The sequence below is a fragment of the Pseudomonas sp. 22085 genome (genome assembly GCF_052045815.1).
GTDB lineage: Bacteria > Pseudomonadota > Gammaproteobacteria > Pseudomonadales > Pseudomonadaceae > Aquipseudomonas > Aquipseudomonas glycinae.
In genome coordinates this window covers 126,107-138,379 of record NZ_JBQEQA010000006.1, presented here as the reverse complement: position 1 = coordinate 138,379, position 12,273 = coordinate 126,107, and the positions used below count along the sequence as shown (strand labels likewise).

Below are 12,273 nucleotides of genomic sequence, written 5' to 3'. Positions count from 1 at the left end.
TGGCTTACAGCTTGGCGTCGGCGGCCATCTGCACGTAGGTCGGATCGAAACGCAGCTTGAGGTTGCCGGTGTCGCCGCTGGTCACGCCGTTGGCGAACGCCATGCCGACCGCGCTGGTGTCTTTCGCGCCTTCACCGAGCAAACCGTGCTGGAACGAAAACTCGGCGACCCTGCGCATGGTTTCCGGCAGTTGCTTGCTGGTGGCGAACGCCAGGGCTTCTTTCGGTGTGGCGAACAGTTTGGTGGTGTCCAGTTGCGCCTGGAATCCGGCCAGGTCGGTGCCCGAGGCTTTTGCCATGTGCTCAAGTGCGGCTTTGCCCGCCGCGTTCTTGGCGTTCATCAAGTCGACCACTTCGAACCACGCGCCGGTCAGCGCCTTGCCCAGCGCCGGGTTGTCTTTGAGGGTGGCGCTGTTGACCACCATCATGTCCATGATTTCGCCGGGGATCTGGCTGGAGTCGAAGACTTCGGTCACACCGGGTTTGGCCTTGATGTCCGAAAGCATCGGGTTCCAGGTGGTGACGGCGTTGACCTGCTCGGTGTTGAAGGCGGCGGAAATGTCGGCGTCGGAGGTGTTGACCACTTTCAGGTCTTTTTCGGTCAGGTCGACCGAGTCCAGCGCGCGGGCCAGCAGGTAATGCGAGACCGACAGTTCGACCAGGTTGACGTCCATGCCCTTGAGGTCGGCGACTTTCTTGCCTTCGCCCTTGAGGACGATGCCGTCGTTACCGTTGGAAAAGTCGCTGACGATCAGCGCAGTGCTGTCGACGCCACCGGCGGCCGGAATGGTCAGCGCATCCATGTTGGTCATGGTGCAGCCGTCGAACTGGCCGGCGGTGTACTGGTTGATCGACTCGACGTAATCGTTGAGTTGCACGACATCAATCTTGATCCCGTACTTCTTCGCCCATTTGTCGACGATGCCCTGGCTGCCGGCGTATTCCCATGGCATCCAGCCGGCATAGATCGTCCAGCAGACGCTGAAGTGGTCTTTCTGCGCGGCGGGGGATTGAGTGCTGATGAGCGCGGCGAACGCGGCGGCGAGCAGGGCGGGCAAACGTAGTCGGGACATGGTGGCTTCTCCAGTTGATCGAGGGCGGACAGGAAGGCAACGCGGCACCGCGAACGGTGGCTTGTCTCCCGGGCTTTTGTCCCGCCGTGTAACCTCAACTGGAGGTCGCCAACTCTCGGACCAGCCACTCGCAGATGCGAGCCGGAACCCTAGTCAGCCATTGCAAATTGTGGTGCCGCGAACCTGTGATGACTCCTGCACGGGTTTGTTAAAGCGAGAGGCGTGCCAAGTTGCGGCGAGCCCTCTGCCACTTGGCTTGCGGGTGGATGGGCCAGGTTGGCGGGTGCAGACGACGCTTTGTGTTGGTGCGCGCTTGCACCGTCATGCAGCGTCCGGTGCCGCTGATCCGATGCCCGTGAGGCGTGGGCACTCGCTGCCGGTCAGCCAGTCAAATCTGTTGTCAGCCGGTCTGTGCCGACTGCTGTCACAGGTCTTTCAGGAGGCCGCCATGCGTATTTCAAAATTGCTGCGTCGGGTGCTGCTGGGAGCAGTGCTCGGTCTGGGGCTGTCCGGTTGTTACTACTACGCCGGCGGTTACGATGTTTACTCCACGCCCTATTACTATCCCGGCTATTACTCGCCCTATTACTACGGTGGTTATTACGGTCCGCGCTACTACGGTGGCGCCCGCTATTACTACGGCGGCCATGGCTATCGCGGCGGTTACGGACGGGGTTATCACGGCGGTGGATACCACGGTGGGCACCACTAATCAGCGGCTGAATGACGGCGTTTCTGCATGAACAAGGTTTCATCAATCACTTGTTTCAAGTTGTTGCAGAAACGCACCGGATGCCGAAATCGCTGTCAGATATTTCGTCAGTCGCCGAATGAAAGACTGACGCCTGCCAGCGTCGCTGGTGTGGCTACCCGCGGTCCAGGAGGCCGCCATGTATCGCCGAATTCTTCTGTTTACCGTGATGCTTTTTTCCCTTGGCGGATGCGTCCCTTATTCCTACGGAGATGGCTACTACAGCTCAGAGGTCTACACATCGCAGGCACCTTCGTATTACAGCGGTGGCACTTATTACAGCGGCAGCACGTACTACTCGGCGCCGCGCTACTACCAGCCAGCGCCACGCTATTACCAACCGGCGCCCCGTTATTATTCAGCGCCCCGTTACTACCAACCGGCCCCGCGTTACTACGAGAACCGTCGCTGGCACGGTCATGATCGCGGACGCTGGGACGACCACCGTCGCGGTGGCTGGGATGACCGCCGGGGTCGTGGCAATTACGACCGTCACAGTGGACGTGGCGATTACGGCCGACACGGCAACCGCTGGTAACCACCCGCAAAAAAGCGGCGCATTGAGCGCCGCTTTTTTTGTGCCTGTTTTTTTGCAATGCGTGTATCGCACCATCTCCTAGGAGGTTCTCGGAACCCTCCTACAGTTTTATTTCTGGGCATTTGTTAGCGTTTGTATGCATATGTTGATGTTGAAAAACTTCAATTTCATGGAGGTGTATAAGCGCGGGATATTGCTCGGATATGAATCTTCTTATCATTCATCAGAATTTTCCCGGTCAGTTTCGTCATGTGGCGTTGGAAGCATTGCGCAGGCGTCTGGGCGTCATTGCAATTGGACGCGATACAGCGCCAGGTATTGCCGGGGTAAAGTTATTTCGATATCGACCATCAAGGAATATGACTAATGACGCTCACGACTATTTGCATAGATATCAAGAGGCTGTTTCGGACGGGCAACAAGTTCAAAGAATATTGAAGAAGCTCAGCCATGCAGGCTTTCAGCCTGATGTAGTTCTCGCTCATCCTGGGTGGGGTGAATCGCTATTCGTCAAAGATGTGTATCCCGATGTACCTCTGGTTCATTTCTGTGAGTATTATTACCGAGCGCACGGGGCAGACTCTGGTTTTGATCCTGAATTTCCCAGTGCGATGGACGCGACTTCAAGGCTTAGAGTCTTGAATTCGATGCATCTCCTGAATGTTGAACAGTGTGATGCCGGGATTGCACCTACACAATGGCAGCGCGGTCTTTTTCCTAATACATATCAGTCTAAAATCCGCGTCATTCACGAAGGCATTGTTCAATTTGCCGAATCAGAAAAGGTCGAATCTGTAACGCTGCCGAGTGGGCGCGTGATAAGAGCAGGTCAGCCTATCTTGACTTATGTCGCCAGAAACCTGGAACCTTACCGAGGCTTTCATAGTTTTATGAGATCCATTCCCTATATTCAGGAAAAGTGCCCGAGCGCGCAGGTCATTGTAGTGGGTGGGGATGATGTCAGTTATGGGCGGATGCCCATTGGATACCCGAACTGGCGAAGCAAGATGGTCGCAGAGGTGGATGTTGATATTTCCAATGTTTACTTTGTTGGGAAGTTGCCTTATCAAACATACAGGTCGGTTCTGAGTCTTTCAAAGGCTCACGTGTATTTGACATGTCCGTTTGTTTTGTCTTGGTCTCTGTTGGAAGCCATGGCATCTGGCTGTGTTGTCGTAGGTTCAAATACCGCTCCCGTGCAGGAAGTTATCGAAGATGGAATCAGCGGGATACTTGTGGATTTTTTTGACGCTGAAGAAATCGCCACGGCAGTGTGCAGGGTTTTAACGTCTTTCGCTGGTTTTGAGTCTGTGAAGGATGCGGCGAGGTTGAAGGCAGGCGAATTCGATGTGGTTAAAGGAGTAAGCGGTTACTTTGGAGTGTTTAAGGAGTTGATGAGGTGAGTTGTTTCAAGTGATGTGATTGGTCATTTTAAAATGGAGATTTGAAATGCTTAAGATGTCTCGCAAGGAAGTTTTTCGCCAGTGCAGAAGGGGAATTAAATATGGAGTGTTACTAGCGATCTGTTATTGGGTCGTTGATTTCTGTATCCGATGGGAGGAGGCCGCAGAAGCGCGGGAGATTTATCAGAAGAAACAAGGGGAATGCAGCAGGAAGCTGGCGGGTATGGAGCAGGTCCCGATACTGGGCGGCAGCCTGCTGGATCGGACGAGGATTCCCGGGTTCCATTTTGGATCGACATTAAGGAGCGACGGGTCCTGTATTGCAGATCTTCTTGATGGGGCATTCTGGTGGACGGGAAAAGAACTGTTTCCTGTGTATGAAACTCTTGGGGCAGAACCACCCACCAGCTGGACGCATTACCACGTTACCGCCAGGCTTTACACCAGAAGGGATACCAAGGAACCGCACAATATGGGCGGACGGCATGTGAATTGGCCGGATGAGCTGGTTGTAAAGCTGAAGAACTACCCAGGCCTGGAACTTTGGCTTACCGCGCCACCACCCAGTATCAAAAATGAATTCTCTGTTCGAACGTTTGTTATGCACGACTGGCGCCGGCGTGATGGAACACCACGGACGATAAATTGTGATGGTTTGAATTCGCCAGAATCTAAAGCTTCGGCCAGTGGTTTGAGTAAAGCATATCTTCTGAAAATGAGTAAGGAGCAGCTGGAGAATTTGGAGTTTGGTAGTTTGCGTGCGTACTGTACGGTCGAGTTGCATAGTTTTGACTTTACAGGTGGGGATGGCCGTATACATTTGGGTACAGAAGGATTACGGGGCGCTCCTGAAGCGCTTAAGTCTGTTAGTGACTATCTTTCACGTTCAATTATTACAGGGAAGTAAATATGACTTATATATTCAGCGATTTGGAAAAGACGGCAATTTTGCAGGCTGCAAATGTTTGTGATGGGATGGAGTTCAATGTCGAGCGGCAAGAGTATCGTGCTGTGGCGGTAGAGGGGCGAAGCTGTGCTGTATTTTACCGCGTATTGTCAAATATTTTGGGTGAAAAATTTTTAGATTGTTCTGCGTTCGATGAGAACGTAATGGGTATTTTTAAAAATGCCAAACTCTGGCTCGATGTAGCAATTGATGCGAATGGCGGGGTGGGCGCCTACTCTACATTGATCCGAGCCTACACCCTGCGGCAGGGGGAGTTGAGGCTAAATAAAAAGTTTAGCGATTTCAAGATGCAAGAGTCATCTAATCAGGTGGCTGTCAATTTCATGAATGCGCTGATAAAAGGGTCCGTTGAACATGATTTGGCGCCATGGGCTGTGCCCTCCATAAGCCAAATTGCAGCAATCGATGCGAGCGCTATTGGTAAAGTATTATTTCGTGAAGATGTTGGTGACATTGATACAGCTACCAGTCGTAATGCGGGATGGTCTGGAACAATCGGCTTTAGTCTGCTGGGTGGAGAAAGACCCTATGAAACCTGGCGATTGATCTCCGCGGGTGATCCGGACTCCCACATCAAAGGTAATCATGACCTCGCCAAGTTCAATAGGCTGGACGATCTAAAGAATATTCTGTTTGCCGTGGACTCATACAGTGTTGCATTGCAGGCAGTGATTAAAAACTTCGGGTCGAATATGGTTGAAAGCCTGTTTTCAGTCCTGCCCGAACAGATAAACATCGCTCTTGCCAGTGGCAACATCAATCCGCTGATTCAGCATGTGGTGAAAGGTACGCCCATCTCACCTATTGTCAGCCTGATATTGCGATATAACCTGAATGATTTCTTTGACATGCTCAGGCGAACCTACGACGGAAACTCGGCCGCCACGCCTACCACCGACGAAACCTTCGCCTCCAATGCCTACACATTTTTCTCCGCACTTTCTCCGTCTCAATCGCAAAGCATCGTTACCAGAACCATTGGCGAGTATGGCAGTGCCAAGGACTGGGCAACGTTGGCCAGTCAGGCAACGCCAATCGGCGCCGCGTTACGCAATTCCCTCAAGCAACTAAGCGAAATCGTGATTGAGCGGGCCGACGGTTTTTCCGGACGCGAACTGGAGCTTTACGATCCCGAAACGGGGGAGGGTTTCATCACTGAGCAGTGGCTTGCCGATCGTTCTGAAATGCTGGCCCGGCTGATTTCCCGAACCAATGGATCGTTCGGTCGAAATACTGTCCAGACCTTTTCCTATTCGGATTTGGCTTCGGGCAAACAGGCCCCGATGACCACAGGCGTCTCAAACCCTCTGGTCATGTTTGGTGATGACGGCGGTCGATCATTTGGTGGCGGAACGAATACCGATCATCTTTACGGCGGTGGCGGCAACGATTCCATGAGCGGACTGTCAGGTAACGACTTTATCCAGGGGGCTCGCGGCAATGACTATTTAACGGGAGGCGATGGGAATGACGCGTTACACGGGATGGCCGGTGATGATGTTTTGGTGGGTGGCAAGGGCAACGACTTCCTGACTGGCGGGCCGGGTAACGATCGGTATGAGTTCTCCACCGGAGATGGAATAGACGAAATTTTTGATGCGGACGTTGGGGGCGGGTTGTTGATAAATGGACTTCCGATCCCACCTCTCGAACGGAGTGATCCGCTCAGCAATATCTGGCTTACGGAAGATCGAGCCATCAGCTTGACGCTTATTGAAGATCTGGCTGAAAACACGCTGAACATTCAATACGGACTGAGTGATCTCATCGTCGTAAAGAACTTCAAGCCGGGGATGCTCGGCATTGATCTTCCTGATTACCAGAGCCAGACGTTCCCCGCTCCCGATCTGGTCCTTCAAGGCGACTGGAAAGTCAAAGATTCCGACCCGAATGTTCGTGGGGATCAGCCTTCCTATGATGAGTTGGGTAACGCCAAGCTTTTGCCCAATATTAAACAGAGAAACAAAGCCGACTTGCTTTACGGATCACCGAAAGACGACCTGATCGTTGGTCTTGGCGGGTCTGATCGATTGTTCGGCAAAGAAGGCAACGATCGTTTGTTCGGCGACAAGCAGTCGTCCCTTGAAAAAGCCTTTGCCGATGCAACAAAAGGAAAGGCCAGCCGCGGCGACTGGCTGGATGGTGGGCAGGGTGATGATTTGCTTGTGGGCACTGCCTCGCGAGATGTGCTGCTCGGTGGCAATGGTCAAGACACGCTGATTGGCGGAGCAGGTGATGACAATTTATCCGGTGATGAAGCAACGGGCGCACATGAGCAAAATTGGGAATACAAGCAGATCAACGTTCAAATCCCCGGTGGAGTCACTAGCTTTCGTACCGTCTTCGAGAACTCCTCTTTGAACCAACCCTTGGAGGGAGGCAATGACGTTCTCTATGGCCAAGGGGGCCGGGACTTTATCAATGGAGGCTGGGGAGATGATCTGCTTGACGGCGGAAGTGAAGACGACACGTTGGCCGGGGAGGGAGGTAATGACACGCTGGCTGGCGGGAGTGGCAATGACACATTGTTTGGAGACAACCTCGATTGGGGTGGCGGTCTCCACGGCATCCATCATGGCAACGATTTTTTGCAGGGCGGCGATGGCGATGACGCTCTAGCCGGCAACGGTGGTAACGACGTGCTGTACGGTGGCGCTGGCAATGATGTTCTGAACGGAGATGACAGCGTACTGCAAGGAATTTCGGGTGATGCGGCGCATTTTTTCGGGAGTGATTTTCTGGATGGCGGCGCGGGGGACGATACCCTCTGGGGCGGAGGTGCGGATGACTTACTTTTCGGTGGCAGCGGTAACGACGAATTGGTCGGTGATTACCATGAACACCCGATTCGTTATCACGGTGATGATTATCTCGATGGCGGTGCGGGTGACGACACACTCCGTGGGTTGGGTGGTTCCGACACACTGATAGGCGGATCAGGCGCCGACGCTCTGGATGGCGATGAGCCCAACTTGAAAGCGGGCGGAGCCAACGATGACTACATTCAAGGTAATTCAGGAAACGATACGCTCTGGGGAGGTTTGGGCGCCGATACGCTTTTGGGCGGTGCCGATGATGACCTTTTGATGGGGGACTACGAGCAGACATCCGAAGCGGAACATGGCGCCGATTATCTTGACGGCGGTTCAGGCAACGACACTTTGCTGGGTGGTGGTGGAAACGACACGCTGGTTGGCGGGGAGGGAGTCGATTATTTGCGCGGCGGCCCTGGCGATAACGTGTTTGAGGGTGGCGCCGGCAACGATTATCTGGAAGGGATGCAGGGCAACGATGTTTTCTACTTCGGAGTGGGCGATGGACTGGACGTTGTTACCGATACAGGTGGCAACAATCTTGTAAATTTTGGCGGTGGATTTTCTGCTGAGAACTTGCAGGCCGAGATCGTCAGTCTTGATGCGGGCATAGCGTTGCGGCTGTCGAATGGTACTGGTGACATTCTTCTGATTCGTCACCATGAAAATTGGGCAAGTTCTACGTTCAGGTTCAGCGATGGTGTGATCCTGAGTTTCCAGGATGTAATCAAATTAACGGTGCAACCGGTAGATGTAACGGATCCGTCCGCGACAATTGCTAGGGTGCCCGATGCCGGAAAAATTCAGGACATGGAGAGTGAGATCGTGGCAGTCGTCCAGACACTGCCCGATGACTTAGCCGCTTCTACTGAGAGGGAAGGTAGTGAAACCAGTCGTCACATCGACTGGGATAGTCTTTTTCTTTCGGAACTGAAAGCAAAGCGCTCAGCGGACAGGCAGGCATCAGGATTTGCACTGAACGATCAGGGTGTTTGGGTAAGAAATCATATTGCTACCGACGAAAGTGGCTATGCCATCAGCGCCGACCTGATCCATGAGGACGTTGAAGTCGGAGTCTTTTCCAATACACCTGAGTGGATGGGGGCGATTGCCGCAGACGCCGTGGTGAGTGAAAGGCAGTCAATCTCTGCAACGAAAACCACGTTCAAGTATGTAAAAGCTGAAGCTGCGCAATTACCGAAACAGAAGCCAAAATATTACCCCTCTGGCTCCAGTTATTCGGGGTTCTCGTTCAACTTGGGTGATGCTGTAGTCGAAGATATAGACCACTCGGGCGCCATTAAGGGGTGGTACGTGTACCCCGCTGGCAGTTTTGAAAATCATGAAACTGTTCGTAAAGCGTTTCGCTGGAGCTCTACTACCCAAACGATCAAGCATAAAGTTGTTCATGGTAATGACGCTGGCGGCAGGGTAAATCTCGAAGTGGGAAATCTCTTTCATGGCGGTGCAGGAGATGACTTGGTGGTTACCTATGCTGGTTCAGTGCTTGAGTACGGCGGGGTGAACGACAGGATCCCAGGCGCATTTTTATCAGCTGGCGCAGGCAACGACACACTGCTCGGTTCCGCGGGGGCCGATTTTTTGATCAGTGGATCGGGAGAAGATTGGCTTTACGGCGAAAACGGTCCCGACACTTACATAGTTGAAGCGCATGGTGGCGCAACCACCATTATTGCCGATGTTCTTGACCCTGTTTTTTTGCGTCCCGAGGTTGGAGCCTCTGGGTGGCATGAAGAGTTTGGGGGGCTTGATATTGATACCGTCGTTCTTCCGGAAGAGGCGAAACCAGATAAGTTGAAGCTAACCTGGGGCGCTGTGTTGGTTGAGACGGTAAATATTGAACTCTCACCGGCCCCACTGCGTGGTGCTCATCGTCAACCGCCTCGGGCCCAAATGTTGTACACGACACTCGATATCGAATGGAGCGGAACTCAAAAAGTACGAATCGTTTTGCCCAATCCGAATGACATCGGTGGTTCCGGAATTGAACGGGTGAGGTTTTCTGACGGATCGAGCATCAGTTTTAAAGATCTCGTCAGCCGATTAGGCATTGCCCCCGATACTTATCATCACGGCATCACCGTTCAGGACGCTGCTCAGGTTAAGTCCTTTCGAGAGAACCGTTTTCTACCGCTCGTGGGCGGTCGCGGTAATGACACCCTCAGAGGCGCTGGTGAAATAAGAGGGATGCAAGGGGATGATCTGCTCGGCGGTGGCTCAGGCGATGACGTGCTTTACGGTGGGCCGGGCAATGACACCTTGTCCGGTGGCGGGGGCAATGATGTGTATAAATATGATGGTCTCGGACGAGATCTGGTAGTCAATGCCGGTGGCGGAACTGACGGTATAGACTTTTCGGAGGTCGGACTGTCGATTGATCAACTCAAGTTTCACCGTGAACGGGATGATCTCGTCATCGTAGTGAGTTATGGAATGTCGCCAAAGATTCGTGTCTCCGAACACTTTTCAGGAGGCGATGCCGCTATCAGCTTCATCAGCGTTCAAGGAGAAGTGGGAGCTGTTAAGAATTACACGGCGAACCAGCTCGCTGAGCTTTTGCATCCTCTACCTCCGTTGCGGGACGTAGAGGATATCTTGTCGAGAAATGATGAAGAGGCGTTGCGGGCAATGAAGGAAATAATCGCGTTTTACGAGTTGAATGTTTGATCGCAGATAGTTTTGCAACTGGCTCAAACTTCCCGCGACAGAGCTCAAGAGACTGCCATCGCGGGCAATGATCGGTTTTAGTATTGCGACAGATCCGCCAACGGATGCCGCCCCTCCCAGACCTTGTGAAAGTGCGCCTCGACCACCGCGTCCGGCACCCGGGCGATGTCCGGCCAGTGCCAGTGCGGTTTGTGATCCTTGTCGATCAGCCGCGCCCGGACCCCTTCGCTGAATTCCGGATGCCGGCAGCAATTGAGGCTCAGGGTGTATTCCATCTGAAAGACTTCGGCCAGCGACATGTGGCGGGCGCGGATGATCTGTTCCCAGACCAGATGCGCGGTAAGCGGCGAGCCTTCACTCATGGTTTTCGCCGCACGGGCAATCAACAGGTCGCTGCTGTCGCGATGCAGGCTGATGGCTTTCCAGGCGCAGACCACGTCGCTGACATCCAGCCATTCATCGATTTGCTGCCGACGCGGCAGCCATTGCGCCTCGGGCATCTGCGCCACGGCTTCCTGCTGCAACGCCTTGAGCAGGCTGTTGAGCTGCATCGCGGTCTGTTCCTGCCAGTTCAACTGCAACAGGCCGTCGATCAGTTCCTGCTGCTGTTCGTCGAGCAGGAAGCGGTCGGCCAGGTCCAGATCGATCGCATCGCGACCGTTCATGTGCGCACCGGTCAAACCAAGGAACAAGCCGAGCTTGCCCGGCAGCCGTGACAGAAACCAGCTGGCGCCGACATCCGGGTAAAGGCCGATGCTGATTTCCGGCATCGCCAGACGACTGCTCGGCGTGACGATCCGGATGCTCGCGCCTTGCAGCAGGCCCATGCCGCCGCCGAGCACATAACCATGGCCCCAACAGATCAACGGTTTCGGGTAAGTGTGCAGGCTGTAATCCAGCCGATACTCAGCGTTGAAAAACTGTGCGGCCAGCGGCGGCACTTCGCCGGGATGGGCGCGACAGGCTTCCACCAGGCTGCGCACTTCGCCGCCGGCGCAGAAGGCCTTGGCGCCGTTGCCGCGCAGCAGCACGCAGACGATTTGCGGATCCTTGGCCCAGGCGTTCAGTTTGTCGCTCAGGGCGTGGATCATCGGCAGGGACAGCGCATTGAGCGACTTTTCGGCATCCAGCGTGGCCACGCCGATGCGCGCGCCGTCGGTGCCGGTGAGTTCTTCGAAGTGCAGATTCATCGTGACCTCGATCGGGAATTTGAACGATCAGTATGATCGCTGTGTGGGAAAGTGCCGGATCTGCGTCAGATCAATTGACAAGCGTGGTCGGCTTTCCTAGGGTTCGCCCCATTGTTTTTGCCGGGTATGACCATGACTGCTGACGACCGTATCAAACTCGAACCGAGCTGGAAGGAGGCACTGCGTGCCGAATTCGACCAGCCCTACATGGCAGAGTTGCGCACTTTTCTGCAGCAGGAGCGGGCGGCCGGCAAGGAAATCTATCCGCCGGGCCCGATGATCTTCAACGCGTTGAACTCGACACCGCTGGACAAGGTGAAAGTGGTCATCCTCGGCCAGGACCCGTACCACGGCCCGGGCCAGGCTCATGGCTTGTGCTTCTCGGTGCAACCGGGCGTGCCGGCGCCGCCGTCGCTAGTCAACGTCTATAAAGAGCTGAAGCGCGACCTGAACATCGACATTCCCAACCACGGCTATCTGCAGAGCTGGGCCGATCAGGGCGTGCTGATGCTCAACACCACCATGACCGTCGAGCGTGCCAACGCCAACGCGCACAAGGACAAGGGCTGGCAGTTCTTCACGGACCGGATCATTGAGGTGGTCAGCCAGAAACAACCACATCTGGTATTCATGCTGTGGGGCGCCCATGCGCAGAGCAAGCAGAAGCTGATCGATGCCACCAAGCATCTGGTACTGACTTCGGTGCACCCGTCGCCGCTGTCGGCCTATCGCGGCTTCCTCGGTTGCGGGCACTTCAGCCGCACCAACAAATTCCTCGAGCAGAACGGCGAAGCGCCGATCGAGTGGCGCCTGCCGTCGGTGGTCTGATGCTCAGGGCTGGCAGCTAATCT

The 12,273-nt window shown here is 54.4% G+C and carries 8 protein-coding genes and 1 riboswitch; of the genes, 6 read left to right on the top strand and 2 right to left on the bottom strand.

Going from position 1 to position 12,273, the window contains the following annotated elements:
• Positions 1 to 4 precede the first annotated feature (4 nt).
• Entirely contained in the window at positions 5 to 1,072 is a 1,068-nt protein-coding gene (locus ACTJK7_RS09010) for a putative urea ABC transporter substrate-binding protein (RefSeq protein WP_108560011.1), read from the bottom strand.
• 63 nt (positions 1,073 to 1,135) lie between these two features.
• Positions 1,136 to 1,236, bottom strand: a riboswitch (guanidine-I (ykkC/yxkD leader).
• Positions 1,237 to 1,520: 284 nt separating this feature from the next.
• On the opposite strand from ACTJK7_RS09010, the gene ACTJK7_RS09005 reads away from it, so the two are divergent.
• The 5 genes from ACTJK7_RS09005 to ACTJK7_RS08985 all read left to right on the top strand — a co-directional run bounded on the left by ACTJK7_RS09005 (position 1,521) and on the right by ACTJK7_RS08985 (position 10,232).
• Complete coding sequence (locus ACTJK7_RS09005; RefSeq protein ID WP_064383076.1) at positions 1,521 to 1,784, top strand: hypothetical protein; 264 nt, start codon at positions 1,521 to 1,523, stop codon at positions 1,782 to 1,784.
• A 178-nt stretch (positions 1,785 to 1,962) separates the two neighbouring features.
• Positions 1,963 to 2,361 (top strand): hypothetical protein, encoded by a 399-nt coding sequence (locus tag ACTJK7_RS09000; RefSeq protein ID WP_064383078.1) that lies wholly within the window; start codon positions 1,963 to 1,965, stop codon positions 2,359 to 2,361.
• Positions 2,362 to 2,564: 203 nt separating this feature from the next.
• Positions 2,565 to 3,764, top strand: coding sequence for a glycosyltransferase family 4 protein (locus tag ACTJK7_RS08995; protein WP_440780634.1), 1,200 nt, complete (start codon positions 2,565 to 2,567; stop codon positions 3,762 to 3,764).
• Between the two features lie 46 nt (positions 3,765 to 3,810).
• On the top strand, positions 3,811 to 4,671 hold the full coding sequence (locus tag ACTJK7_RS08990) for a hypothetical protein (protein ID WP_108560015.1): 861 nt from the start codon (positions 3,811 to 3,813) through the stop codon (positions 4,669 to 4,671).
• Positions 4,672 to 4,673: 2 nt separating this feature from the next.
• Positions 4,674 to 10,232: a calcium-binding protein gene (locus ACTJK7_RS08985; RefSeq protein WP_440780633.1), complete on the top strand. Its 5,559-nt coding sequence runs from the start codon at positions 4,674 to 4,676 to the stop codon at positions 10,230 to 10,232.
• Between the two features lie 77 nt (positions 10,233 to 10,309).
• Here ACTJK7_RS08985 and ACTJK7_RS08980 read toward each other — a convergent pair whose 3' ends face one another.
• A complete protein-coding gene (locus tag ACTJK7_RS08980) occupies positions 10,310 to 11,422 on the bottom strand; it encodes an enoyl-CoA hydratase/isomerase family protein (RefSeq protein WP_236196733.1) in 1,113 nt (370 codons plus the stop codon).
• 132 nt (positions 11,423 to 11,554) lie between these two features.
• On the opposite strand from ACTJK7_RS08980, the gene ung reads away from it, so the two are divergent.
• Positions 11,555 to 12,250, top strand: a complete 696-nt coding sequence (gene ung / locus ACTJK7_RS08975) for a uracil-DNA glycosylase (protein ID WP_440780632.1) — start codon at positions 11,555 to 11,557, stop codon at positions 12,248 to 12,250.
• Positions 12,251 to 12,273 lie beyond the last annotated feature (23 nt).

What these genes read in the sequence shown, in the direction of transcription:
- ACTJK7_RS08990 (WP_108560015.1), top strand. Translation starts at nt 3,811, where the DNA reads ATGCTTAAGATGTCTCGCAAGGAAGTTTTTCGCCAGTGCAGAAGGGGA.
- ACTJK7_RS08980 (WP_236196733.1), bottom strand. Translation starts at nt 11,422, where the DNA reads ATGAATCTGCACTTCGAAGAACTCACCGGCACCGACGGCGCGCGCATC.
- ACTJK7_RS09005 (WP_064383076.1), top strand. Translation starts at nt 1,521, where the DNA reads ATGCGTATTTCAAAATTGCTGCGTCGGGTGCTGCTGGGAGCAGTGCTC.
- ACTJK7_RS08995 (WP_440780634.1), top strand. Translation starts at nt 2,565, where the DNA reads ATGAATCTTCTTATCATTCATCAGAATTTTCCCGGTCAGTTTCGTCAT.
- ung (WP_440780632.1), top strand. Translation starts at nt 11,555, where the DNA reads ATGACTGCTGACGACCGTATCAAACTCGAACCGAGCTGGAAGGAGGCA.
- ACTJK7_RS08985 (WP_440780633.1), top strand. Translation starts at nt 4,674, where the DNA reads ATGACTTATATATTCAGCGATTTGGAAAAGACGGCAATTTTGCAGGCT.
- ACTJK7_RS09000 (WP_064383078.1), top strand. Translation starts at nt 1,963, where the DNA reads ATGTATCGCCGAATTCTTCTGTTTACCGTGATGCTTTTTTCCCTTGGC.
- ACTJK7_RS09010 (WP_108560011.1), bottom strand. Translation starts at nt 1,072, where the DNA reads ATGTCCCGACTACGTTTGCCCGCCCTGCTCGCCGCCGCGTTCGCCGCG.